Genomic DNA, 25,773 nt, shown 5'->3' with positions numbered 1-25,773 from the left:
AGATGCGGGACCGGTCGTGCTGCGAAAACTCTCCACCTATCGACAGAAGCGTGATTTCGAGAAGACGCCGGAGCCGTCGGGCAAGACCGCGGTGGCGCCATCAAAGCAGCGGCGCTTCGTGATCCAGAAGCACGACGCGACCCGGTTGCACTATGATTTCAGGCTCGAATTCGACGGCGTGTTCAAGTCCTGGGCCGTGACCAAGGGGCCTTCGCTCGATCCGCACGACAAGCGCCTGGCGGTCGAGGTCGAGGACCACCCGCTCGACTATGGCGATTTCGAAGGGACGATTCCCGAAGGCCAGTACGGCGGCGGCACGGTGATGCTGTGGGATCGCGGCACCTGGGAATCGGACGATCCCGAGCGCGGCTTCAAGAAGGGCGATCTCAAGTTCACGCTGCACGGCGACAAGCTGCACGGCAGCTGGGTGCTGGTGCGCATGCGCAACCGCGGCGGCGAAAAGCGCACCAACTGGTTGCTGATCAAGCACCGCGACGAATATGCCAGCGAGGACGAGGATATCCTGGCAGAGGACAAATCCGTCGCATCCGGCCGCGCGATGGATCAGATCGCCGGCGGCAAGGGCCGCGCGCCGAAGCCGTTCATGCTGGCCAAGGGAGCCAAGGGCAAGGCCGATGCGGTCTGGCACTCCAATCGCGCCGAGGAGACGAAAGGCAGGACCTTGCAGCCGGCGCCGCGCACGGCGCTGAAGGCCGGAAAGAGCGGAAAGAAGACGACGACGGCCACGAACGCCAGCAAGGTCTCGGTGATGCCGGATTTCGTCGCGCCGCAGCTCTGCACGCCGGTCGAGCGGCCGCCCCCGGGCGACCGCTGGTGCCACGAGATCAAGTTCGACGGCTATCGCGTCCAGCTACGCATCGAGGACGGCGAGGCGACGTTGAAGACGCGCAAGGGCCTCGACTGGACCGACAAGTTCGGGACGATCGCGAAGGAGGGCACATCGCTCCCGGACGCCATGATCGACGGCGAGATCGTCGCGCTCGATCACAACGGCGCGCCGAATTTCTCTTCGCTCCAGGCCGCGCTGTCGGACGGCAAGACCGAGGACCTCATCTTCTTCGCGTTCGACCTCCTGTTCGCCGAGGGCCTCGACTACCGCCGGCTGCCGCTCGGCGAACGCAAGGAGCGCCTCAAGGCGCTGCTGGAAGCGCGCAAGAAGAAGGCGAGCCAGATCCGCTATGTCGAGCACTTCGTAAGCGGCGGCGACGCCGTGCTGCAGTCGGCCTGTAAGCTCGAGCTCGAAGGCGTGGTCTCGAAGAAGGTCGATGCGCCGTACCGCTCGGGTCGCACCGAGAGCTGGACGAAAGCAAAGTGCCGCGCCGGGCATGAGATCGTGATCGGCGGCTACAAGACCACCAACGGCAAATTCCGCTCGCTGATGGCCGGCGTGCATCGCGGCGATCATCTCGCCTTTGTCGGCATGGTCGGGACCGGCTTCGGCGCCGACAAGGTCAAGCGTATCATGCCGTCGCTGAAAGCGATGGAAGCCAAGGAAAGCCCGTTCGGGGGCAAGAACGCCCCGAAGAAGACGCGCGATGTGCACTGGCTGAAGCCCGAGCTCGTCGCCGAGATCGAGTTCGCCGGCTTCACCGCCGACGGCAATATCCGCCAGGCTGCGTTCAAGGGCCTGCGGCAGGACAAGCCGGCCGAGGAGGTCGAGGCAGAGACACCTGCCGATACCGCGCTGGCAAAGCCGTCGTCCGGAAAGCGCGCCGTGCCCAAGACAGGCAAGCGGAAGGACGCCGGAACGGCCGAGGTGATGGGCGTTGTCATCTCCAAGCCGGACAAGGAGCTGTGGCCGGATGGCGGCGACGGCGAGGGCGTGACGAAGCTCGATCTCGCGCGCTATTTCGAAGCGGTCGGCGCATGGCTGATCGTGCATATCAAGGGGCGCCCGTGCTCGATCCTGCGCGCTCCCGACGGCATCGGCGGCGAAACATTCTTCCAGCGCCATGCCATGCAGGGCACGTCGAACCTGCTCGAGCTCGCCAAGGTCTCCGGCGATCGCAAGCCTTACCTGCAGATCGATCGGGTCGAGGGCCTCGCTGCGGTCGCGCAGATCGGTGGCGTCGAGCTGCATCCCTGGAATTGCGCACCCGACGCCTACGACACGCCGGGCCGGCTGGTGTTCGACCTCGATCCCGCGCCGGATGTCGATTTCGCCGACGTCGTCGAGACGGCCAAGCAGATGCGGCAGCGCCTCGCTGACGTCGGCATGGAGAGTTTTTGCAAGACCACCGGCGGCAAGGGCCTGCACGTCGTGGTGCCGCTGCTCCATGGCGCGCGCGACAAGGTAAGCTGGAAGGAGGCCAAGGCCTTCGCGCAAGGCGTCTGCCAGTGGATGGCCGACGACGATCCCGAGCGCTATCTGCTCAACATGTCGAAGAAGCTGCGCAACGGAAAGATTTTTCTGGACTATTTGCGCAACGATCGCCTGTCCACCGCGGTCGCTCCACTGTCGCCCCGCGCGCGCGACGGCGCGACGGTCTCGATGCCGCTGACCTGGGCGCAGGTGAAGAGCGATCTTGATCCGAAGAAATACACGGTGCGGACCGTGCCGGGCCTGCTGGCGCGCTCGAAGGCGTGGGAGGGCTATGATGATGCGGCCGCGTCGATCAAGGCAGCGGCGAAAAAGCTTGCGGGGAAGAAGTAGGTCGGCGCTACGGGCGTAACTCCCGTTGGGTGGGCAAAGCGCAAGCGTGTCCACCATCTCTTCGTTACGACGAGGAGGTGGGCACGGCGCAAGAGCGCCTTTGCCCACCCTACTCATCGCGGGCGCTGCTAGATGCGTCCCATCAGCAGCAGGATCAACAGGATGACGATAACCAGTCCGAGGCCGCCGCCGCCGTAATAGCCGGTGCCGTAGAACGGGCCGCCGCCGATGCCGCTGAAGCCGCCGAGCAGGGCGATGACCAGAATGATCAGAATGATCGTGCCGATAGACATGCGAATCTCCTCCAGCCCTTTGAGAAAGGGTCGTTTGCACCTGTCCCTTTGTGCGAGGGCAACTTGCCGCATGTTTTAAAGTTCCGGATTTGAAACGGGCTGGCAGGTCCCAACTGCATGGAACCTTTGCGCGTCCGCCCGGCATGATTATGTGAGGATCATTCAGCGCAGGGCAGGGACCATGTCAGCACCGCTTGTCGTCTCCATTCCGCATCGTCTTGGCCGCGAGGAGGCCGCGCGCCGGCTCAAGACCGGGCTCGGCCGCGCTGCAGCGAGCGTTCCCGTGGTGCAGGTCGAGGAGGAGCGCTGGAGCGGCGACACCATGAATTTCCGCATTCGCGCGCTCGGGCAGATCGCGACCGGTCAGGTCGATGTCGCGGACGACCACGTCAAGGTCCAGGTGGTGTTGCCCTGGCTCCTGCAGCGCTTCGCCGAGATGGCGCAGGCGACGATCAGGAAGCGCGGGCAGTTGCTGCTGACCAAGGACGACGGAAAATGAGTGTCAGGCGCGGGCGCGCTGACGCGCCGGCATGATGGCACTGGATGCGCGAGCCTCGATGACAGCCGCAGGAACATCACGGAAAGCCTGTGCGAGCGGGAGCTCGTTGCCCGCCAGCCCCGGCGCGCTGTAGCCGGTGATATCGACGGTCGCGTCAAAACCTTCGAGCACGGGCCATTCGCGCCCGGCCTGGGTGAAGGGCGCGAACTGGCGCCCGACCACGACGATCGCGGCCGCGCGACCATGGCGGCGGGCGAAGGCGATGACATGGTCGGCGTGCGCGCCGCGCACCTCGAGCGGCTGGTAGTCGCCCTGCGCGAAGACGTCCGCGTGCGCGTTGCGCAGCTTGAGCAGCTGCCGCGTCCAGGCCAGCTTGAACCGGCCGTCAGGCCAGGTCTTGACCAGCCTGCTCCAGTCCGGCGCTTCCAGTGCCGCCAGCGCCGCGTTCCGCGCGGAAAAATCCACAGGGCGGCGGTTGTCGGGATCGACCAGCGAGAGATCCCAGAATTCGGTGCCCTGATAGAAGTCGGGCACACCAGGCAGTGTCGCCTTGAGCGTGAGCTGGCTCAGCGAGTTGAGCGCGCCGAGCAGTGCGAGGCGGCGGGCCAGGGTTTGCAGCGCCTCCAGGAATTCGCCCGACAGCGTGGGATCGAGGATCTTGGCAATGAAGCTCTTGATGCCGTTCTCATAGGCGTCGTGCGGATTGAGCCAGCTCGTCTCCTCCTTGCCTTCGCGCGCGGCCTTCAGCGCATAGGCCTGGATGCGTCCGACGAATTCGGCATCAGGCGTCTCGCCAAGCGGCCAGGCGCCGAGCAGGGTCTGGTACAGCATGTATTCGAACGTTGCCGATGGCGCGCGCAGATTGCCCTGGAGCTCGAGATGCGGCGCGTTCAGCACCTTCCAGCGCGACACCGCGCTGGTCCATTCGCCGGGGATCTCGCTCAAGCCCGCGATCCGGGCGCGGGCGTCCTCGCCGCGCTTGGTGTCGTGGGTGGCGGTCGCCGTCATGCCCTGCGGCCATTCCTTGGCGCGCGCCCGCATGGTCTCGTGGAACGCGGCAATGGCGAGGCCGGTGCTCGCGGGATCGCCGCCGACCTCGTTCAGGGCGAGCAGCCGGTGGAATTGGTAGAACGCGGTGTCCTCCAGCGACTTCGCCATCATCGGCCCGGTGAACTGCTGCACCTTCAGCGCGAAGCGGCGCACCCGCGGCGTGCTGTGCGGCGGACGGCCGGGCTTGAGCAGGTCCATGGTCAGCGCGTCGCGCAGGAAGTCGAAGATGCCTTCGTCCGCGGCGAACCATTCCCGGCGGGCGCGCTCGATGGTGTCGTCGATCAGCTTGCGGTCGGCTGCCGTCGGACCGCTGTGAGTCAGATAGGTGCGATAGACCGGGAAATGCAGCACGTAGAGCTCGAGCGCCTGCCGCAAGCTGTCTGCCGAGAAGTCGCGCGTCGAATAATGCCCGTTGGCGATGCGCGCGAGCAGGCGCGTCAGCACGGTGAATTCGCTGGTGAGCAGCGTCTCCAGCACGCGCCGCTTGGCGTCCTTGACGTAAGGCGCAAGCCGCGGCGGGCGGTTGCTGATCTGCCGCCAGGTCTCGTCCAGCGCCTCCAGCCCTTTCGCGTCGACCAGCACTTGCGTGATGACGTTCATCCACTCATAGCCGGTGGTGCCCTGGACGCCGGCGAAATGCGGCAGCTTCTCGTGCTCGCAGAGGATCTTTTCGATCACGGTGTAGAACGGCTTGGTCTTGCCCTGGGCATCACGGACGAGGCGGCGCAGCCGCTGGCAATATTGCGCGGGATCGCGCAGGCCGTCGATGTGATCGAGGCGGATGCCCTGCAACCTGCCGTCGGCGACGAGCTGCTTCACCAGCCGGTGCGTGGCGGCGAAGGTGCCGGGGTCCTCGACACGCAGGCCGGCCAGCCCGTTGACGTCGAAGAAGCGGCGATAGTTGATGTCGCTGGAGGCAAGCCGCCAGTGCCCGAGCTTGTAGTGCTGGCGCTCCAGCAGGTGATGCAGCACCAGCGTCTGCGCAGGACGGTCCGTCCCGGCGCGATAGGCCTCGAGGCCGCGGGCGATGATGTCGGCGCTGCCAGCGATCTCCTTCAATTCCGCCTTGAACGCTGGAGCCTCCTTGCGGTTCGGCCGTCGTAGGCCCGTGTAGCGCGCGGCGAGCGAGAGCAGGCGTTTGCCGGCCACGGTATCGGCAGCGTCGGCCTCCTTCACGATGATCCGCAGCATTTCGCCGTAGCGCTCCGGCGCGACGGGTAAGCGATGCTCGAAATACCAGGCGGAAAAGCTTCCCTCGTCGGGATCGTAGCGCAGCTCGATCTCGCCGCGTTCCAGCGCCTCGCCATAGGATGAGCCGAGGATCGGCAGCAGCACGCCGCCGCGGGCGCGATAGGCCAGCTGATCCCAGTCGATATCGAACGAGACCGCGTGCGGCGAAGCCTGCCCCCATTCCAGCACGTCGAGCCACCAGGGATTGTCGGCGAAATGAACGCCGACATGGTTGGGCACGAAGTCGATGATGAGACCGAGATCGTGCGCCCTAAGCGCCTCGCTCAGCCGCGCGAAGCCGGCTTCGCCGCCGAGCTCCGGATTGAACTGGCTGTGGTCGACGGTGTCGTAGCCGTGTGTCGAGCCCTTGCGCGCCTTCATCACCGGCGAGGCATAGAGATGGGTGATGCCCAGCGCCTTCAGATACGGCACCACCGCGGCAGCCTTGTCGAAGTCGAAATCCGCGGTGAGCTGAAGCCGGTAGGTCGCGAGCGGAATGGCAGGAGGCATGCTAACCTCCGAGGCGCCAGACCACCGACCAGGGCGGAAGCCGATCGGCGGACGCGCCGCCCCAGATCGGCGTGCCCGCGCTGACATTGGCCGCGATCTCGTGATCCCCGAGATTGGCGATGAGCCGCAACGTGGTGCCGTCGCCCATGCGCCAATGCGCGCTGAGCAGGCCGTTGTCGGTCGCCTCGGCATCACCGAAGCGCGCGCCCTTCAGCCGCGGCATGATCTCCTTGCGCCGGAGCGCGAGCAGCTCCCGCACCAGCGCCAGACGCGCGTTCTGCTCCGGCGTATGGCCGCTCCAGTCCAGCACGGCCGATTGCAGCGTTGCCGGATCGAGCGGGTCGGGAACGTCGTCGCCGTATTTCTCGTAAGCCCAGGCATATTCCTGTTTGCGGCCCTTGCGCACGGCATCCGCAAGCCCGCCCTGGAAATCGCAGAAGAACGGGAAGGGCACCTTCGAGCCCCATTCCTCGCCCTGAAACAGCATCGGCACCATCGGCGCCAGTAGCGTCACTGCGAGCGCGGCTTCAATCTGCTGCGGCGAGGCCAGGCTTTCGAGCCGGTCGCCGAGCGGACGGTTGCCGATCTGGTCGTGGTTCTGCAGGAAGTTGACGAAGGTCGCGGGCGGCAGCTCGCCGCTGGCCTCGCCGCGCGGCTTCTTGCCCCAGAATTCCGAGATCTCGCCCTGGTAGACGAAGCCGGAGGCGAGCGCACGGGCGAGATCCATGCGCGGGGTCTGGTAGTCGGCGTAATAGCCGTTGAGCTCACCGGTCAGCATCACGTGCCAGACGTGATGATAATCGTCGTTCCACTGCGCACGGTATCTGCCGTTCGGCGGCTCCTGCGCGGCGTCGAGCAGGCTGGCGCGGTTGTCGCCGTTCTCGAGCACGAGATGGATGTGCCGCCCCGTCGCTTTGGCAAGCTCGCCGGCGGCGACGCTGAGATCCTGCAGCATCGACTGCTCACCGGGGATCGCCATGATGTGGTTGGCGGCATCGAGCCTCAGTCCGTCGAAGCGATAGTCGGTGAGCCATGACAGCGCGTTCTCGACCGCGAAGGCGCGGACCTGCGGCACGCGGTAGTCGATCGCGCTGCCCCATGGGGTGTGCGCGTCGGTGAAGAAGGTCGGCGCATAACGGCCGAGATAATTCCCTTCGGGGCCGAAATGATTGTAGACGACGTCGAGGAAGACCATGAGCCCGCGCAGATGCGCCTCGTCGATCAGCGTCTTCAGATCTTCGGGGCGACCATAGGCGCTGTCGGGTGCGTACCACAGCACGCCGTCATAGCCCCAGCCGCGCCGTCCCGCGAAATCGGCCAGCGGCATCAATTCCAGCGCCGTGATGCCGGTCGCAGCGAGATGATCGAGCTTGTCGATCATGGCACGGTAGGTGCCTTCCCGCGTGAAGGTGCCGATATGGGTCTCGATCAGCACCGTCTCTTCCCAAGGGCGGCCGCGCCAATCCTTTGCGCGCCAGGCGAAGGCGTCGTGATTGATCACCTCGCTCGGGCCAAACACGTCGTCCGGCTGGAAGGCGGAGGCGGGATCGGGCACGTCGATCTCGTCGTCGATCCTGAACTTGTAGGGACTGCCGACGGGCAGTCCGGCAATCTCCGCCACATACCAGCCGTCCTGCCGGCGCTGCATGGCATGTCTGCGGTCGAGCAGGAGATCGACGCGGCGTGCGCCGGGGGCCCATAGCCGGAACGACACGCCGTCCTTGATCGGCTTCGCCCCGAACGATGCCCTCATGGCGCCCCCGCGAAGGCGAGCACGGAGCGCGGCGGCGCCTTGCTGTCGCTTCCGGGCGGGAAATCGATCGTGTTCAGCTTGGCGTCAGTCGTGTTCAGGATCTGCTGCCAGCTCTTGTATTCGGGCATCTTTGGCAATTTGAATGCGATCTCTTCGGGGGCGGCGTTCAGAACGATAAAGATCGCAGCGCTACCCGGTTCCATCGGGCCCATCACATAGGAGAGAAACCGCCCATCCGGGAATGTCCAGTCGCTCTCCGTCATCTCGTCGCCCGCAGGCGTCAGCCACAGCGCGCCGTAGGAGATGCCGTCCTTGGGACGGCCGTCCAGCCAGCGATGGCTGCGAAGCTGCGAGAAGCGGCTGCGGACATCGGCGAGATGCGCGACGAACTCGACCATGTCCTCGCCGTCCTTGCCGAGATTGTCCCAGCCGACCCAGCCGACTTCGTTGTCCTGGCAATAGGCGTTGTTGTTGCCGCTTTGCGTATTGCCGACCTCATCGCCGGCGAGGAGCAGCGGTACGCCCTGCGCCAGCATCAGGCAGGCCAGCACGTTCTTGCGCAGCTGCCGGCGCAAGCCAAGAATGGCCGGGTCGTCGGTCGGGCCCTCGACACCGCAATTGTTGCTGTGGTTGTCGTTGGAGCCGTCGCGATTGTCCTCGCCATTGGCCTCGTTGTGCTTCTCGTTGTAGCTGAACAGATCGGCCAGCGTGAAACCGTCATGCACGGTGATGTGGTTGATGCTGGCGCGGGGCCGCCGTCCGTCGTGGTTGAACAGGTCGGAGGACGCCGTCATGCGGCTGGAGATATCGCCGATCAGGCTGCCTTCGCCGCTCCAGTAGCGGCGCATGGCGCTGCGATAGCGGTCGTTCCATTCCGACCATTGCGAGGGGAATGCGCCGACCTGGTAGCCGCCAAGGCCGAGGTCCCAGGGCTCGGCGACGAGCTTGACCGTGGCCAGCACCGGATCCTGGCGAACTGCGGTCAGGAATGAGATGCCGCGATCATAGCCGTTCGGGCCGCGCGCGAGTGTGGTGGCGAGGTCGAAGCGGAAGCCGTCGACATGGCAGACCTCGACCCAGTAGCGCAAGGAATCCATCACCATCTGCAATACGCGCGGATGGGTGAGGTTCACCGATGAGCCGCAGCCGGTGAAGTCGTCGTAATAGCGCGGGTTCTCGCGGTTCAGCCAGTAATAGGACGCATTGTCGATGCCGCGATAGCACAGCGTCGGGCCGAGATGGTTGCCCTCGGCGGTGTGGTTGTAGACGACATCCAGCATCACCTCGATGCCGGCATCGTGCAGGCGCGCGACCGTGGTGCGGAAGGAATCCAGCGCATTGTCCTGGGCGTAGCGCTGCTCCGGCGCGAAGAAGGAGAGCGTGTTGTAGCCCCAGTAATTGGCGAGCTTCTTCTCGACCAGGATGCGGTCGTCGACGAAGCTGTGGATCGGCAGCAGCTCGACCGTGGTGACGCCGAGCCTCTTCAGGTGCTCGATCATCGCAGGCGAGGACAGGCCGCCATAGGTGCCGCGCAAATTCGGCGGCACGTCGTCGCGCTTCTGCGTCAGGCCCTTGATGTGGGCCTCGTAGATGATGGTGTCTTCCCAGGGGATGTTGGGGCGGATCTCGCGGCGACCCCAGTTGAAGGTCTCGTCGACCACGACGGCCTTGGGCATGCCGCGCGCGTTGTCGCGGCGGTCGAAGGATAGGTCCTCGCGCGGCGAGCCGGTGCGATAGGCGAAATGCGCATCGCTCCAGACCAGCCGCCCCGAGAGGCGCTTGGCATAGGGGTCGAGCAGCAGCTTGTTGGCGTTGAAGCGGTGGCCGTGCTCGGGCTCGTAGGGACCGTGCACGCGGTAGCCATAGAGCTGGCCCGGCGAGACGTCGTTGAGATAGCCGTGCCAGACGTCCTCGGTCTTCTCGGGCAATTCGATGCGTTCGAGTTCGCGGCGGCCCTGCGCGTCGAACAGGCACAGCTCGACCTTCTGCGCATTGGCGGAGAACAGCGCGAAATTGGTGCCGCGTCCGTCCCAGCTTGCGCCGAGGCGAGCGGGCGATCCAGCAGTGAGGCGCATCGGTCAGCTTTCCGGAACGAGGAAGATCGCGGCGAGCGGCGGGATGGTCAGGCGAAGCTCGGGCGTCTTGCCGTCAACGGTCCGAACCTCGCCGATGTTCCCGACATTGCTGCCGCCATAATGGGCGGAGTCCGAATTGAAGACTTCCTTCCACTTGCCGGCCAGGGGCACGCGAACGCGATAGTTCTGGTAGACGTTAGGTGAGAAGTTGACGATCACCAGGCACCGTGCGTGCTCGTCAAAACCCTTGCGCAGCCAGGCGAACACGTTGCGATTGGCATCGTCAGTGATCACCCATTCGAACCCGGCCTGGTCGCAGTCCATCTGATGCAACGCCGGCACCGCGCGGTAGAGCCGGTTGAGGTCGCGGATCACCGCCTGGACACCGGAATGGTACTTGTATTCGAGCAGGTGCCAGTCGAGCGACTGGTCGTGATTCCATTCGCGGCTTTGCGCGATCTCGGCGCCCATGAACATCAGCTTCTTGCCGGGATGGCCGAACATGAAGCTGTAATAGGCGCGCAAATTCGCAAAGCGCTGCCACTCGTCGCCGGGCATGCGGCCGAGCAGGGAGCGCTTGCCGTGCACGACCTCGTCATGCGACAGCGGCAGGATGAAGTTCTCCGAGAAGGCGTAGTGCAGGCCGAACAGGATTTCGCCGTGATGGTGCTTGCGGTGAACGGGATCCTTGCTGATGTAGTTCAGCGTGTCGTGCATCCAGCCCATGTTCCACTTGTAGCCGAAGCCGAGCCCGCCGAATTCGACCGGGCGCGAGACCTGCGGCCATGCAGTGGATTCTTCCGCCGCCGTGGTCGCCTGCGGGAAGCGCGCGAACAGCTCGGTGTTGAAACGGCGCAGGAAGTTGATCGCCTCGATGTTCTCGCGGCCGCCGTACTGGTTCGGAATCCAGGCGCCGGGCGGCCGGCTGTAGTCGAGGTAGAGCATGGAGGCCACGGCGTCGACGCGCAGGCCGTCGATGGCGTAGCGCTCGAGCCAGAACAGCGCGTTCGACACCAGGAAGTTGGTCACTTCGGTGCGGCCGTAATTGTAGATCAGGGTGCCCCAGTCGAGATGGCGGCCCTGCAGCGGGTTGGCGTGCTCGTAGAGCGCGGTGCCGTCGAAGCTGCCGAGCCCGTGCGGATCGTCGGGGAAATGTCCGGGCACCCAGTCGAGCAGCACGCCGATCCCCTCGCGATGGCAGGCATCGACGAGGGCGGCAAAATCCTCCGGTGTGCCGAAGCGGCTGGTCGGCGCGTAGAGCCCGGTCGGCTGGTAGCCCCATGAGCCGTCGAACGGATGCTCGCTGACGGGCAGGAATTCGAGATGGGTAAAGCCCATGTCGCGGGCATAGGCCGGAAGCTGCTCGGCCAGCTCGCGATAGGTCAGCCATTCATCGCCGTTCTTGCGCCGCCACGAGCCGAGATGGACTTCGTAGATCGACATCGGCGCCGACAGCGCGTTGATGCCGTCGGGCGCGGGCCGCGGACGCGGCAGGTGCGCCTCGTCGAACACGATGGAGGCGGTCTTCGGCCGCACTTCGCTCGCGAAGGCCAGCGGATCGGATTTCAGCGGCAGCAGGTGGCCATGCGGCCCGATGATCTCGAACTTGTAGTGATCGCCGTTCTTCGCATGCGGGATGAACAATTCCCAATAGCCGGCGCCGCGCACCCGCATCGGATGGCGCCGCCCGTCCCAGAAATTGAAGTCGCCGACCACGGACACACGCCGCGCATTCGGCGCCAGCACCACGAAGCCGATGCCGTCGATGCCTTCGAGCCGCATCGGATGTGCGCCGAGCTTGTCATAGAGGCGCTGATGCGTGCCTTCGCCGAGCAGGTAGAGATCGAAATCGGTCAGGATCGGCGGAAAGCGATACGCATCCTCGAACTCGACGACATTGTCGCCGAATTTCGCGCGGAGCTGGTAGTGCTTCGAGCCGTTCGGGAGCGCGCCGACGAACAGGCCGGCATCGTGGACGCGGTCGAGCTTCGCCACCTCGCCATGGTCGCCCACCGCTTCGACATTGGAGGCCTCGGGCAGAAACGCGCGCACCACGCTCTTGCCGCCCTCGGGATGCAGCCCGAGATAGTGGAAGGGGTCCGAATGGCGGCCCTCGATGATCGCGTAGGCTTCGGCTGGAAGTTTAGGCATAGGCTTCGCTTTCGGCGTTGGACAGAATGCGAAGCAGCACGGTCAGCGGCGCATGGAGCCCCTCAGGCCGGTGGGACAGCTCGTACTCTACTTCGTCGAACGCTTGATCAAGCAGGAAAAATCTTAACAGGCCGTCCGCGGCCTGCGCATCCTGCGGCCAGAGCCGCCGGTCGGTCATCGCGTCACGGTAGGCGGACAGGAAGGTCGCGGTGGCACGCCCGCGCCATTCGTCGAGCGCGGCCGTAAGCCGGCCTTGCTCCTCGGTCCCGCCCGAAAGCACCCGGCTAAGGGCCTTGTTAACCGAAAGATCAATCGAACGGATCAGGCCGGCGACGTCACGCGCGGCAGGCAGCTTGCGCCGCTTCTCGGCCACGGGCAGGCGTGGGTCGCCGTCGAAGTCGATGATGAAGATGTCGTCCTTCACGATCAGAATTTGCCCGAGGCGGAAGTCACCATGATGACGGATGTTCAACCCGCCGATCCCGGAAGGCAATAGCGCAGTCAAATGACCGGGCAGGCTCGCTCGCGTGGTCGCGAGCTGGTCGATCAGCGGGCGGTCGGCCTCCCGCAGGCTGTCGCGGCTGTCGGCCAACCGCTCGAAGACGCGTTCGGCCCGTGCCTTGAGATCGGAGGTCCAGCGCTTGACGTCGGCGGGGCTGATCGGCTCCGGGGCGAGATCGGCCGGCTTTGCCGCCGCCAGCGCGACATGCAACTCGGCGAGCCGCCGGCCGGCCTGCGCGATGAAGTGCAGATAGGGCGCCTGCTCCTGCGTCTCGCGGGGCGCCTCGCCCGCGGACAACAGCCGCTGCTCGTCGATGTAGCGGTCGAGATAGCCCGTGGTCATCGTCCAGCCGTCGCCCTGGTTCTCGACATAGGCATGCAGCACGCCGAGCACGCTGCGCCGACCGCCTTCGACCAGTTCGGCGCTGCCGAGCAGCGCCGGCGCATTGGCGAAGCGGGCCACCTCGGTGAGGTAGTGGCCGATCTCGATCTCGGGGTTGATGCCGTCTTCGAGCCGGCGATAGATCTTGGTGACGTATTGATTGTCGACGAGCGCCGTGCTGTTGGACTGCTCGATCGCGCGAATCCGTTGGGGCTCCTTGATGGAGTAGTCGGCGAACCGGCTGGTGGCCTTGAACTCCAGCCGCAGGTCGTTCTCCTCCACCACCAGGTTCTGCGACAGGTTGCGCAGGAACAGGCCGATGAAGATCTGCTCGCTCGCGACATCGAGCAGCGTGCCTTCGCGCGCGCCCTGGCGTACGGCGGCAAGTGCCTTCGGATTGAAGCGCTCGCGGTCGAAGCGCACCCATTCGATCTGCAGCGGCAGCACGTAGCGTGTCGCCGGGTCGCCTTGCTTCGTCTGGAAGAAGGCGATCCAGGGTCGGTTGTCGCCGATGTCGCAGAACGGCACCGCCGAGGTCAGTGCGGTCTCGATGTGCTTGGGATTGTGCTCGGGATACCACCGCGTCCGCGACAGGAATCCCGGCAGCACGTCGCGTTCGAACACGCCGCGCTCGCGGGCCAGAGAAACCCAGTTCGAGTTCACCGGCACCACCAGCGTTTCGAATTCGGGTACCGCGCGCGGCACGACGGGCTCGGACTTGTCGCGCTCCTGAAGCTGGAACCAGTAGAAGCCGTAGGGCCCCAGCGTGATCATGTAGGGCAGTTCGCCGATCGGCGGGAAACGCGTCCGTCCGAGCATCTCCTGCGGGATGCGATCCTTCCATGGCGACAGATCGAGCTCGGTCGCCTGGGCTGCGCGCGACAGGTTCGCCACGCACAGGATCACCTCGTCGCGATATTGCCGGACATAGGCAAGCACGGCCCGGTTGGCCGGGCGGATGAAGGTCATGGTGCCGCGGCCGAAGGCGAGCGTCGACTTGCGCACCGAGATCAGCCGCTTGGTGGCGCTCAGCAGCGAGGACAGGCTGCGCGACTGCGCCTCCACATTGACCGATTCATAGCCGTAGACGGGGTCCATGATCAGTGGCGCGTAGAGACGGGCCGGGTCGCAGCGCGAGAAGCCGCCGTTGCGGTCCGGGCTCCACTGCATCGGCGTGCGCACGCCGTTGCGGTCGCCGAGATAGATGTTGTCGCCCATCCCGATCTCGTCGCCGTAATAGATGATCGGCGTGCCCGGGAAGGACAGCAGCAGCGAGTTCATCAGCTCGATCTTGCGGCGGTCGTTGTCCATCAGCGGCGCGAGGCGCCGGCGGATGCCGACATTGATGCGGGCGCGCGGATCGTTGGCGTAGGTGGTCCAGAGATAGTCGCGCTCGACGTCGGTGACCATCTCCAGCGTCAATTCGTCGTGGTTGCGCAGGAACAGCGCCCATTGGCAGCTCGCCGGAATGTCCGGTGTCTGGCGCAGGATGTCGGTGATCGGGAAGCGGTCCTCCTGCGCGATCGCCATGTAGATGCGCGGCATCAGCGGGAAGTGGTAGGCCATGTGGCACTCGTCGCCACGGCCGAAATATTCCTGCACGTCCTCCGGCCATTGATTGGCTTCGGCCAGCAGGAGCTTTCCCTTCGAATAGACGTCGAGCTCCTGGCGCAGGCGCTTGATGATCGTGTGCGTCTCGGGGAGGTTTTCGTTCGAGGTGCCCTCGCGCTCGCAGAGATAGGGAATGGCGTCCAGTCGGAAGCCGTCGACGCCGGCATCCAGCCAGCGCTTCATCACCTGGATGATGGCGCTGACCACGCGCGGATTGTCGAAATTGAGATCGGGCTGGTGCGAGAAGAAGCGGTGCCAGTCGAAGGCGCCGGCCTCCGGATCCCAGGTCCAGTTCGATTTCTCGGTGTCGGTGAAGATGATGCGCGTGCCCTGGTACTTCTGGTCGGTGTCGCTCCAGACATACCAGTTGCGGGCGCTCGAGCCCGGTTGGCTGCGGCGCGCGCGCTTGAACCATTTGTGCTGGTCGGAGGTGTGGTTGACGACGAGCTCGGTGATGACGCGCAGGCCGCGCTTCTGCGCCTCCTGGATGAAGCGCTTGAAGTCCTTCATCGTTCCGAAATCGGGATTGACCGAGCCGTAGTCTCCGATGTCGTAGCCGTCGTCGCGGCCGGGCGAAGGATAGAACGGCAGCAGCCACAGCGCGGTGACGCCGAGCTCCTGCAGGTAGGGCAGCTTCTCGGTCAGGCCGGCGAAATCGCCGATGCCGTCATTGTTGCTGTCGGCGAAGGCCTTGACGTGGAGCTGGTAGATGATGGCGTCCTTGTACCAGAGCTCATCCACGACCTCGGCAGCCTCGGCCTTCTTGGTATCGACGGAAGACAATACGTTCATGGCGTGACCCCTTACGCCAGGCAGCGGAACAGCAGCGCCGGATCGCGCTCGGGATCGATACGCAACCTGATCCCGCCCCATTCGATACGGGCCTGTTCGCCGGTGAGGAGGTTTTCGAGTGCCGTCACATGGTGTCGCTGCCCGCCGGCGTCAACCGTGACGTCGCCGAGCGGCAGCCAGAATTCGCGCGCATGGCGCGAGAGTGCGATCACGACGACGACGGTGTTCGCGGGATCGGCCGCCTCCTTGGAGAAGGCGATGGTCTCGCCGTCCTCGATGCCAAGGAAGCGCAGGTTTGATGTCTGCTGAAGCGCCGCGTTATCGTTGCGGATGCGGTTGAGCGCGGCGATGTAGGACTTGATGTTGCCGGGCGCGTCCCAGTCGCGCTGCTTGATCTCGTACTTCTCGGAATCGAGATATTCCTCATGGCCGGGAATGGCCGCATGTTCGAGCAGCTCGAAACCGCCAAAGATGCCGTAATTGCCGGACAACGTCGCCGCCAGCGCGACGCGCGACTTGAACGCCCAGGCTTCGCCGCTCTGGAGATGATAGGGCAGGAGGTCGGCGGTGTTGACGAACAGGTTGGCCCGATAGAAGTCCCGCTCCGGATAACGCGTCAGCTCGGCGAGATAGTGCTCCAGCTCCCATTTCCCCGTGCGCCAGGGAAAGTAGCTGAAGGACTGCGCGAAGCCGAGCTTGGCGAGGCCCTTCATCAGCTTCGGCCGTGCGAAGGTCTTGGAGAACAGGATCACTTGGGGATGCCGGCGGCGGATGTCGCTGATCAGCCACTCCCAGAACGCGAGCGGCGCCGTGTCGTGATTGTCGATGGCGAAGATGGTCACGCCGTGGTCGATCCAGAACAGCATGGCGTCGCGGAACGCATTCCACAGCCCGGCCCGGTCGACCGAGCCGAAATCGGGGATGACGATGTCCGAATAGGGCCCGTCCGCCGACCGCACCGAGCGGTCCGGCCGCCATTTGAACCATTCCGGATGCTGCGTCAGCCAGGGATGGTCCGGCGAGCACTGCACGGCGAAGTCGAGCGCGAGCTCAAGCCCGTACTCGAGGCATGTGGCGACCAGCGCGCGAAAGTCCTCGATCGTGCCCAGCTCCGGATGCAGCGCATCGTGCCCGCCCGCGGCGGAGCCGATCGCATAGGGCGAGCCGGGGTCGCCGGCGCTCGCGACCGGCGCGTTGTTGCGGCCCTTGCGACGGGTGTCTCCGATCGGGTGGATCGGTGTGAAGTAGAGCACGTCGAAACCCATCGCGGCGATATCGGGCACGCGCGCGATGCAGTCGCGCAGGGTCCCGTGCCGGCCCGGCACCTGGCTCTGGCTGCGCGGCATCATCTGGTACCAGGCACTGAAGCGCGCCTTGTCGCGGTCGATCGTCAGCGGAAAGGGCGGCGAGCGCGTAAGGTCCGGCCGCGACTGGCTCTCGGCCATCGCTTCGCCGAGCTCGGCCGCCAGCAGCGGGGCGACGTCGCCGGTCTGGAGGTAGTCTTCGCATTGCTTGATGATGATGGCTGCGGCGTCCTGCCGCGCGCTATGCGCCTTGGTCAGGAGACCGGCACCCTCGATCGCATCGAGGCTGACATCGGCCCCGGTCCGCTGTTTTCGCGCGACGGCGTGCGACCAGGTTGCGTACTCGTCGGTCCAGGCCTCGATCGCGTAGACATATTGCCCGGGCTCAAGGGGCGTGAACGCGCCGGACCAGCGGTCATTGCCGTGATGGATCATCGGCTCGCTCCGCCATTCGCGATCCTGCTCTCCTCGCCAGACCAGGGCCGCACCGACGACGGCGTCGCCGTCGCGGTAGATGTCGGCCCAGACCTCGACCCGCTCGCCGGCGATGCGCTTCACGGCGAAGCGGCCGCCGTCGATCAAAGGATAGATGTCTTCGATGAGGAAAGCGCTGCCGGCTGCGGCACTCTCGACAGTTTGAATTGTCTTGTTCACGGTGATGCCATTGACAAGAAAGCAGGAGCCCGTTTCCCTTGTCGGGAACCTACGCTTGGTACCATTATAGAAAGCCGCTTGTGTGTCATTGGTTCCCTGGGGAACGGCAGGCGCAGTTTGCGAGTTACCCCTGACTAACCTCTTCCGCGACCTCGTTAAAATCGATGCCCCCGGCCAAACCATGGCCTGCAAGCTGCGTGCCGAATGGATCTTTTAGCTCAAGCCCGGATCAAGGGCGTTCAGTCCGAATTCGTCGATGCCCTCGGTAAGCTGCGGGTCACCGCGCCCGAGGCGCTCAAATCCATCCTTGACGCCCTGCCGGAGAAGCGGGTCTACCGCTTCGTCAGCGGCCCTGTCGTGGTCCGCGCCCTGGGGCATCCGCGCACCGAATTGGTGACAGTCGGGACACCGCCGCTGCAATGGAAGGTCGCCGGCAACGGCAGTGTGATCGCGCAAGGCGAGACGCGCGAGCCTGTGATCGCCTGGCCCGACGGCATACCGCTCGGCTATCACCGCCTGACGCTGACCGATGCCGGTGGCGTGAGCGAAGAGGTGCCGATGATCGTGGCGCCCGAGCGGGCCTTCGGCGGCGATTTCGACCGCGGCTGGCTGCTCGCGGTGCAGCTCTACAGCGTCCGCTCCGACCGCAATTGGGGCATCGGCGATTTCACCGATCTCGCCGGCCTGGTCCGGTTGGCAAAACAGCTCGGCGCGGACGGCGTTGGGCTCAATCCGCTGCATGTGCTGTTCGATGACCAGCCGGCCGATTGCAGCCCCTATTCGCCGAACAGCCGGCTGTTTCTCAATCCGCTCTATATCGATGTCGAGGCGATCCCGGAATTTTCCGCCGACCTCATCCCCGACGCGGCTGCGACCGCCGCGCGGCTGCGCGAAGGCGACCGTGTGCCCTATGCCGACATGGCGGCGCTGAAATGGCTGGCCCTGCGCGCGGCCTTTGACAGTTTCGTGAGAGGCGCGAGCGGCGTCCGCCGCAACCAGTTCGATGCCTTCCGTGCCGACCGCGCGCCGTTGCTGTCGCGCTTTGCCTGTTTCGAGGTGCTGCGCCATCGCTTCAACCGCCCGTGGTGGGAATGGCCGTCCGAATGGCAGCAGCCGGACGAGGCGAAATTCGCCGAGCTGCGTAACGGCCCCGACAAGCGCGAGGTCGAGTTCGTCGAATTCGTGCAGTGGACCGCTGACAGCCAATTGCATGCGGCCAAGGAGCTTGCTCACCAACTCGGCATGCGCGTCGGGCTCTATCTCGACGTCGCGGTCGGCGTGCAGTCGAACGGCTTCGATGCCTGGAACGAGCAGACCGCGATCTCGCGGCATCTCGCGGTCGGCGCGCCGCCCGACGTGCTCAACACGATCGGCCAGGACTGGGGCCTCGCCGGCTTCAATGCCGGCGGCCTCGAGGCCCAGTCGTTCGTGCCGTTCGCCGACATGCTGGCGGCGTCGATGCGTCATGCCGGCGCCATCAGGCTCGACCACGTGCTCGGCCTGAAGCGGCTTTATCTCGTGCCGCGCGGCTTCAAGCCCGACAACGGCGCCTATGTGCAGATGCCGTTCGAGGCGCTGCTCGGCGCCGTGGTGCGCGAGAGCGCGGCCCATAAATGCATCGTGATCGGCGAAGACCTCGGCACCGTTCCGGAAGGTTTCCGCGAGACCATGCAGGATTTCGGCATCTGGTCCTATCTCGTCATGATGTTCGAGCGCGACGAGGCCGGCCGCTTCCGCAATGTCGACCACTACCGGCCCAACGCGCTGGTGACGCTGAACACGCATGATCTGTGCACCTATGCCGGCTGGCGCTCCTTCAGCGACCTCAAGATGAAGCACTCGCTCGGGCTCGATCCCGGCGAGGACGACCAGGCGCGCTGGGATGCGCTCGGCGGGCTCGATGCGATCCTGCGCCAGAACGGCATCAACGCCAACGACCTCTATTCCGTGCTCGCCTTCCTGTCGCGCACGCCATCGCGGCTGCTCGCGGTGTCCATGGAGGATCTGCTCGGCGTGATCGACCAGCCCAACATTCCCGGCACGATCGACGAGCATCCGAACTGGCGCCAGCGTCTTCCCGTCGCGCTGGACAAGATCGCCTCCAAGGTCGACCTCACGGCCTTGCGAGCGGCGACGCGGGAACGTACCCTGACCGGCGGGAGTTGATTGGGCGGGGTTCTTTCAGGCTCGCACGACATTGTCTCAGAGGATCGAGGACTATGCGCTGATCGGCGACTGCGAGACCGCGGCGCTGGTCGGGCGCAACGGCTCGATCGACTGGCTGTGCTGGCCGGCCTTCGATTCCGATGCCTGCTTTGCCGCGATTCTCGGCGACCGCAAGAACGGCCGCTGGCTGGTGGCGCCCGCCGGGGACGTGATCTCGATCTCGCGCCGCTATCTCGGTAACACGCTGATCCTCGAGACGCGCTTCGAGACCGGGACCGGCACTGTCGCGCTGATCGACTTCATGCCGCCGCGCGGCAAGGCCTCCGACATCGTGCGCCTGGTCCGCGGCATCAAGGGCACAGTGAAGATGCGGATGGAGCTCGTCATCCGCTTCGGCTTCGGCGTGGACATTCCCTGGGTGCGGCGGATCGATCATTCCCTGATGGCCATCGCCGGGCAGGACATGACGGTGCTGCGGACGCCGGTCGAGACCTGCGGCGAGAACCTGACCACGGTGTCGGACTTCGAGGTCGGGGAAGGCGAGACCGTGCCGTTCGTCCTCACCTACGGCCCCTCGCATCTCGATCCGCCCAAGCCTATCGATCCGGAGATCGCCTTCCGGGAGACCGAAAAGTTCTGGAATGAATGGTGCGGCCATTGCACCCGGGACGGCGACTATCACGACCTGATCGTGCGCTCGCTGATCACGTTGAAGGCGCTGACCTTTGGTCCGACAGGCGGCATCGTCGCCGCGCCGACCACGTCGCTGCCGGAAAAGCTCGGCGGTGGCCGAAACTGGGACTACCGCTTCTGCTGGCTGCGCGATGCCACCTTCACGCTGCTGGCGCTGATGAACTCGGGCTACACCGAGGAAGCTTTGGCGTGGCACAACTGGCTCTTGCGCGCCGCCGCCGGCTCGCCGTCGAACATGCAGATCATGTACGGCATCTGGGGCCAAAGGCGCCTCCTGGAATGGGAGGCGGGCTGGCTCGCCGGCTATGAAGGCGCGCAGCCGGTGCGCGTCGGCAATGCCGCGCATGCGCAGCTTCAGCTCGACGTCTACGGCGAGTTGATCGATGCCTTCCATCAGTCGCGCATGGCCAAGCTCAAGCTCGACGAGGAGAGCTGGGCGCTGGAATGCGCGGTGCTGCAGCATCTCGCCGAGGTCTGGGACCGGCCCGATCACGGCATCTGGGAACGGCGCGGCCAGCCCCGGCACTACGTCTTCTCCAAGGTGATGACCTGGGTCGCCTTCGACCGCGGCATCAAGAGCGCCGAGACTTTCGGCTTCAAGGCGCCGCTACTGCATTGGCGCGCCTTGCGCGAGACCATTCATCGCGAGGTCTGCCGCAACGGCTTCGACGCGAAGGAAAATACCTTCGTCGAGTCCTACGGCGCGAAGCTGCTCGACGCATCCGTGCTGCTGCTGCCTTCCGTCGGCTTCCTGCCGGCCGACGATCCGCGCATCCGCGGCACCATCGCCGCCGTCGAGAAACACATGATGCGCGACGGCTTTGTCTTGCGGCACGATCCGCGCGAAGTCTCCGAGGAAAAGCAGCCGATCGAGGGCGCCTTCCTGGCCTGCAGCCTGTGGCTCGCCGATGCCCACGTGCTGGCCGGCGATCTCGACAAGGCGCAAGTCCTGCTCGACCGCGTCGTCGGCATCGCCAACGATGTCGGGCTCCTGGCGGAAGAATACGATTCAGGTGCGAGGCGCCAAACCGGCAATTTTCCGCAGGCCCTGACCCACATCGCGCTGATCAACACCGCGCACAACCTCTCCGCAGCCAGGCAGGAGAGCGAGAAGCCGGCGGTGCAGCGGTCGAAATAGTGGCCTAGACCCCGAGCCATTCCAGGCCGCCCGGAAGCTCGCCTCCGGCGAAGTCCGATTGCAGGACACGGCGATGCGCCGGAGCGGTCGCCGCGTCCGATGCATGGAGGATGGGCGTCGCATAAAGCCAGATGTCGCCAGGTTTAGCCAGGCACGCGACCGTGCCGCAGCGCCGGACGACGTCCTTCACGTTCTCCTGGGGAATCCGTCCGAGCTTGTGCGATCCGGGCGCGATCAGCAGCGGCGCATTGCTGGCCGGGACTGGATCGATGTGAACCCGCAAGGTCACCATGCCCGACAGGAGCGTAAACGGCGGCTCGACGTGCTGCATGCCGCTCTTGACGCTCCAGGTCTCGAAACCCGCAACGGCGACACGTTGCTTCACGGCGATAGTACGATCCTGGTGCCAGCCCAGGGCCCAGTTCGTCGCGGCCGTCTTGTCGAACAGGATGGTCCTGACCGGACGACTGGCTACTCCAAGCACTGAGGCCGCGCAGCTTCCGATCGGCCCATCCGCCGCAAGAAAGGCTGAGAGGCCCTCGACACCCCTCAGCCTCATGCCGGCGTGGTCCGGCGGCAGATGGGACAGGATTGCCTTGAGCTGGCGCAATTGATCGGAGGTCAGCGCCTGCCGAAACAGCTGCGCGCCGTCGTCCAGAAAAGTGAGATGCTCAATGGCCAAGGTCGCATCGACCACTCAGCCAACCCCGTTCCGCTTCAGAATCATCTCCATCGCCTCCGCAAAACCGTCCTGCTCGTTGCTCGCTGTGACGTGGGTCGCCTCGTCCTTGACGTCGTCGGTGGCGTTGCCCATGGCGATGGAGGTGCCGCTGACGCGGAACATCGCGAGGTCGTTCTGCATGTCGCCGATGGTGGCAACGGTATCGGTCGAGATGCCGAGGCGCTTCGCCATGGCCTGAACGAACGTGCCCTTGTCGAAGCCGGGCGGGGTGATGTCGAGATAATAGGTCTGGGAGCGGACTGCAGTGGCCGCGCTGCCGAGCGCCTCCTGCATCGCCTTCTCGCAGGCAGCTAACCCGGCCGCGTCGGCACTGGCGCCGACGATCTTGCAGGCGCTCGCGAGATACGGCGTGAAGTCGGTTACGATGGTCGGATCGGAGCGGATCGTGTGCTGCTCGTGCGCGACGTATTTGCCGCTCGCGTTGTCGATCAGCCATTTGTCGGCGGTGAAGACCCAGATATCGGCACCGAACTCGCGGAGGATCTGCAAAGAGCGCTCGGCGGCGCTCGTGGGAATCAGGTGCTGCTCGACCGGCCTCATCTCGGGATCGATGATCGAGGAGCCGTTGAACGGCCCGACCGGCAGCCACAGCGCGAGCGGCTCGATCAGGAAGCGCATGCCGATCGCCGGGCGGCTCGAGGTGATGGTGAAGCCGATGCCGGCCTGGTGCAGCCGTTGTACCGCGTTCCGCGCGCGGTCCGTCAGCGTCTTGTCCTTGGTCAGCAGCGTGCCGTCGACGTCGGAGACCACGAGTGAGATGGGGGTCATGGCAGAACCTTGGGTATCGCACCGCCCAGTTTCAATTGCCGCACGATGCCGTCCACGATCGCTTCGACGGTCTCGTCGATGGAGACGGTGATGACGTGCTCGCCCGTTTCAGGCGGCTCCAGCGTGTCGAACTGACTCTTCAGGAGGCCGGGCGGCATGAAATGGCCCTTGCGCTGCGCCAGCCGCTCAGCGATCAGCTCCTTGGTGCCGCGCAGAAAGACGAAGCGGACGTCGCTGCGGCCGCGCAGCAGCACGTCCCGATAGGTGTGCTTCAGCGCCGAGCAGGCGATGATGATGTGCCCGCCGCCCTTGCAGACCCGCTCGATCTCGTCGGCGATGGCGTTGAGCCAGGGCCAGCGGTCCTCGTCGGTGAGGGGATGGCCCGCCCGCATCTTCTCGACATTGCTGGCGGGATGAAAGCTGTCGCCGTCCTCGAAGCGCCAGCCGAGCCGCTGGCCGAGCGCGCCTGCGACCGTGCTTTTGCCCGAACCCGACACGCCCATCACGATCAACGCACAAGGTGCTTCAACGCGGCCCACGAAATTCCTCCGGAAGCGCGGCCCTGTCGACCAGCCAGACGGTCTCACCATTCGAGCGCGCGCGTAAGGCCGGCAGATTCTCGCCATTGAGGAGGCGCGTCAAGATCGGCTGCTTGTCGTGCCCGGCAATCTCGAACAGCATTTCGCGGCAGGAGGCCAAAGCGGGCAGGGTGAGGGAGATCCTCGGCACGAAGGGCGCGACGTTCGCCTTGGGAACGCCGACGGCCCAGCGCCGGGTCTGCTCGATCTCGGGGTAGCCAGGAAATAGCGAGGCGGTGTGGCCATCCGGCCCGGCGCCCATCAGGACGAGGTCGAACAGCGGCCGCGCCGGATCGAGCTGGTCCGAGCCGTAGAAGGCTTGCAGCGCGTGCGCATAGGCGGCGGCGCCCTCGTCCGGATTTTCAACCACGGTCGGAATCGGGTGGATGTGGCCGCCTGGTGCGTTGCGATCGAGAAAGGTGGCGCGGGCCACCGCCATGTTGTTGAGCGGATCGGTCTCGGGCACGAAGCGCTCGTCACCGATGAACCAGTGCACCCGATCCCATGGGATCTTGCCGCGCCAGGCGTCGCTGCCGAGCAATTGATAGAGCTTCTTCGGGCTGGATCCGCCGGTCAGGCAGATCGCGATGCGCGAGGGGTTGGCCGCGATCCGCGCCATCACCCGTTCGGCGGCGACTAGCGCCAGCGCCTCGGCGTCGCCTGCGACGATCAGCTTCGGCTGCCCGGCCGCGATCACGAGTATTTCCGCCAGCTTCGCCCGTCGCGCCGCAGCAACTCGTCGGCGCATTTCGGGCCATCGCTGCCGGCTTCATAGGTCTCGATGCCGTTGGTGCCTTCGCTTGTCCAGGCGTCCAGGAACGGCTGCACCGCCTGCCATCCGGCCTCGATGCCGTCGGCGCGCTGGAACAGGATGTTGTCGCCGATCATGCAGTCGTAGATCAGCGTCTCGTAGCCGGTCGAGGGATCGGCCCGGAAATAGTCGCCGTACTTGAATTTCATCTCGACGCCGTCGATCGTGATGCTCGGCCCCGGGATCTTGGCGTTGAACTGGAGCTCGATGGTCTCGGTCGGCGCGATGCCGATGGTCAGGAAGTTCTGCGACAGGCGGTCGACCGTGGTCCCGGAGAACATGGACAGCGGCGCCTGCTTGAACTTGATCGCGACTTCGGTGCGCTTGTGGCCCAGCGCCTTGCCGGTGCGCAAATAGAACGGCACGCCGGCCCAGCGCCAATTGTCGATCATCAGCTTGAGCGCGACGAAGGTCTCGGTGGTGCTGTCGGGCTTGACGTCCTCGGTCTTGCGGTAGTCCGGAATCTCGTCGTCGCCGATGCGCCCCGCAAGATATTGCGCGCGGACCGAGTTCCTCAGCGCTTCCTCGCGGGTCGGCTGCTGGATCGATGTGAGCACGTCGGCCTTTTCGGAGCGCACGGAATGCGCGTCGAAGCGCGCCGGCGGCTCCATGGCGACCAGCGACATCAGCTGGAACAGGTGGTTCGGCACCATGTCGCGCAGCGCACCGGTGGCGTCGTAGAAGCCGCCGCGATGGCCGACGCCGAGCTTCTCTTCCACCGTGATCTGGATGTGGTCGATGTGGTTGCGATTCCAGATCGGCTCGAACATGCCGTTGGCAAAGCGCAGCACCAAAATGTTCTGCACCGTCTCCTTGCCGAGATAATGATCGATCCGGTAGATCTGATGCTCGTCCATGATCTTCAGCAATTCGGCATTCAGCGCCTTGGCCGATGCGAGGTCGGTGCCGAACGGCTTTTCGATCACGAGGCGCCGCCAGGCGCCGTTCTCCCTCGTCATGCCGGTGCGGCCGAGCTCGCGCGCGGTCGGCGCGAAAGCGGCCGGCGGGGTTGCGAGATAAAACAGGCGGTTGCCGCCGGTCTCCTGCGCGCATTCCAGCGAATCCAGATGCTCGCGCAAGCGGTCGAACGAGGGCGGGTCCTTCGGATCGGCCTCGACGAAGGTCACGCATTCCAGCAACTTCCTGGCGATGTCGTCGTCGATGGGCCGCGTCGCGAACTGCCGCAGGCCCTTCATCAGGCTGTCGCGCAGCTCGTCATCCGACTGGCTTTTGCGCGCAACGCCGACCACGCAGAACTTTTCCGGCAGCAGATGCTCGGCGGCGAGATTGTAGAGCGAGGGCATTACCAGGCGATGGGTGAGATCGCCGGTGACACCAAAAATGACGAAGGCGCAATTTTCCGGCTTGCGCTTGGCTTGCGGGTCTTGTGTCACGAAC

The 25,773-nt window shown here is 65.3% G+C and carries 16 protein-coding genes; 4 read left to right on the top strand and 12 right to left on the bottom strand.

The window, feature by feature from the left end:
* The first annotated feature begins 16 nt into the window (after positions 1-16).
* Positions 17-2,674: a DNA ligase D gene (gene ligD / locus A7X65_RS24300; protein ID WP_063689742.1), complete on the top strand. Its 2,658-nt coding sequence runs from the start codon at positions 17-19 to the stop codon at positions 2,672-2,674.
* Positions 2,675-2,802: 128 nt separating this feature from the next.
* Here ligD and A7X65_RS40375 read toward each other — a convergent pair whose 3' ends face one another.
* On the bottom strand, positions 2,803-2,967 hold the full coding sequence (locus A7X65_RS40375; protein ID WP_018318514.1) for a DUF3309 family protein: 165 nt from the start codon (positions 2,965-2,967) through the stop codon (positions 2,803-2,805).
* Positions 2,968-3,148: 181 nt separating this feature from the next.
* Here A7X65_RS40375 and A7X65_RS24295 point away from each other — a divergent pair, with 181 nt between their 5' ends.
* Positions 3,149-3,466 carry a polyhydroxyalkanoic acid system family protein gene (locus A7X65_RS24295; protein ID WP_063689739.1) on the top strand — a complete coding sequence of 106 codons (318 nt, stop codon included), beginning with the start codon at positions 3,149-3,151 and terminating at the stop codon, positions 3,464-3,466.
* 3 nt (positions 3,467-3,469) lie between these two features.
* Here A7X65_RS24295 and treY read toward each other — a convergent pair whose 3' ends face one another.
* The 6 genes from treY to A7X65_RS24265 are packed head-to-tail and all read right to left on the bottom strand — an operon-like array spanning position 3,470 to position 17,479.
* Positions 3,470-6,256, bottom strand: coding sequence for a malto-oligosyltrehalose synthase (treY, locus tag A7X65_RS24290; protein WP_063689737.1), 2,787 nt, complete (start codon positions 6,254-6,256; stop codon positions 3,470-3,472).
* Position 6,257: 1 nt separating this feature from the next.
* On the bottom strand, positions 6,258-8,009 hold the full coding sequence (treZ, locus tag A7X65_RS24285; protein ID WP_063689734.1) for a malto-oligosyltrehalose trehalohydrolase: 1,752 nt from the start codon (positions 8,007-8,009) through the stop codon (positions 6,258-6,260).
* Positions 8,006-10,084 (bottom strand): glycogen debranching protein GlgX, encoded by a 2,079-nt coding sequence (gene glgX / locus A7X65_RS24280; RefSeq protein WP_063689731.1) that lies wholly within the window; start codon positions 10,082-10,084, stop codon positions 8,006-8,008. The genes treZ and glgX overlap by 4 nt, the downstream gene beginning before the upstream one ends.
* Positions 10,085-10,087: 3 nt before the next feature.
* Positions 10,088-12,235, bottom strand: a complete 2,148-nt coding sequence (gene glgB / locus A7X65_RS24275) for a 1,4-alpha-glucan branching protein GlgB (RefSeq protein ID WP_063689729.1) — start codon at positions 12,233-12,235, stop codon at positions 10,088-10,090.
* A complete protein-coding gene (gene treS, locus A7X65_RS24270; protein WP_063689727.1) occupies positions 12,228-15,521 on the bottom strand; it encodes a maltose alpha-D-glucosyltransferase in 3,294 nt (1,097 codons plus the stop codon). The genes glgB and treS overlap by 8 nt, the downstream gene beginning before the upstream one ends.
* A gap of 11 nt (positions 15,522-15,532) precedes the next feature.
* Positions 15,533-17,479: a maltotransferase domain-containing protein gene (locus tag A7X65_RS24265; RefSeq protein WP_063689725.1), complete on the bottom strand. Its 1,947-nt coding sequence runs from the start codon at positions 17,477-17,479 to the stop codon at positions 15,533-15,535.
* 204 nt (positions 17,480-17,683) lie between these two features.
* Between A7X65_RS24265 and malQ the strand changes: the two genes are divergently transcribed.
* A complete protein-coding gene (gene malQ, locus A7X65_RS24260) occupies positions 17,684-19,645 on the top strand; it encodes a 4-alpha-glucanotransferase (RefSeq protein ID WP_063689723.1) in 1,962 nt (653 codons plus the stop codon).
* Positions 19,646-19,676: 31 nt separating this feature from the next.
* On the top strand, positions 19,677-21,476 hold the full coding sequence (locus A7X65_RS24255; protein ID WP_063689721.1) for a glycoside hydrolase family 15 protein: 1,800 nt from the start codon (positions 19,677-19,679) through the stop codon (positions 21,474-21,476).
* Between the two features lie 4 nt (positions 21,477-21,480).
* Here the strand turns inward: A7X65_RS24255 and A7X65_RS24250 are convergent, their stop codons facing one another.
* From A7X65_RS24250 to zwf, 5 genes are read right to left on the bottom strand one after another with little or no spacing between them, the layout of a single operon-like run.
* Positions 21,481-22,173 (bottom strand): phytanoyl-CoA dioxygenase family protein, encoded by a 693-nt coding sequence (locus tag A7X65_RS24250; RefSeq protein WP_245323789.1) that lies wholly within the window; start codon positions 22,171-22,173, stop codon positions 21,481-21,483.
* On the bottom strand, positions 22,174-22,986 hold the full coding sequence (locus A7X65_RS24245; protein WP_063689717.1) for a Cof-type HAD-IIB family hydrolase: 813 nt from the start codon (positions 22,984-22,986) through the stop codon (positions 22,174-22,176). It abuts the gene before it with no gap.
* Entirely contained in the window at positions 22,983-23,525 is a 543-nt protein-coding gene (locus tag A7X65_RS24240; RefSeq protein ID WP_145664881.1) for a gluconokinase, read from the bottom strand. The genes A7X65_RS24245 and A7X65_RS24240 overlap by 4 nt, the downstream gene beginning before the upstream one ends.
* Positions 23,512-24,261: a 6-phosphogluconolactonase gene (gene pgl, locus A7X65_RS24235; protein WP_063689713.1), complete on the bottom strand. Its 750-nt coding sequence runs from the start codon at positions 24,259-24,261 to the stop codon at positions 23,512-23,514. Before pgl ends, A7X65_RS24240 begins: the two co-directional genes overlap by 14 nt.
* Positions 24,258-25,769, bottom strand: a complete 1,512-nt coding sequence (zwf, locus tag A7X65_RS24230; protein WP_063689710.1) for a glucose-6-phosphate dehydrogenase — start codon at positions 25,767-25,769, stop codon at positions 24,258-24,260. Before zwf ends, pgl begins: the two co-directional genes overlap by 4 nt.
* Positions 25,770-25,773 lie beyond the last annotated feature (4 nt).

The organism is Bradyrhizobium stylosanthis (genome assembly GCF_001641335.1).
In the GTDB taxonomy this organism is placed as follows: domain Bacteria; phylum Pseudomonadota; class Alphaproteobacteria; order Rhizobiales; family Xanthobacteraceae; genus Bradyrhizobium; species Bradyrhizobium stylosanthis.
This window is presented reverse-complemented; position numbering and strand designations above follow the sequence as displayed.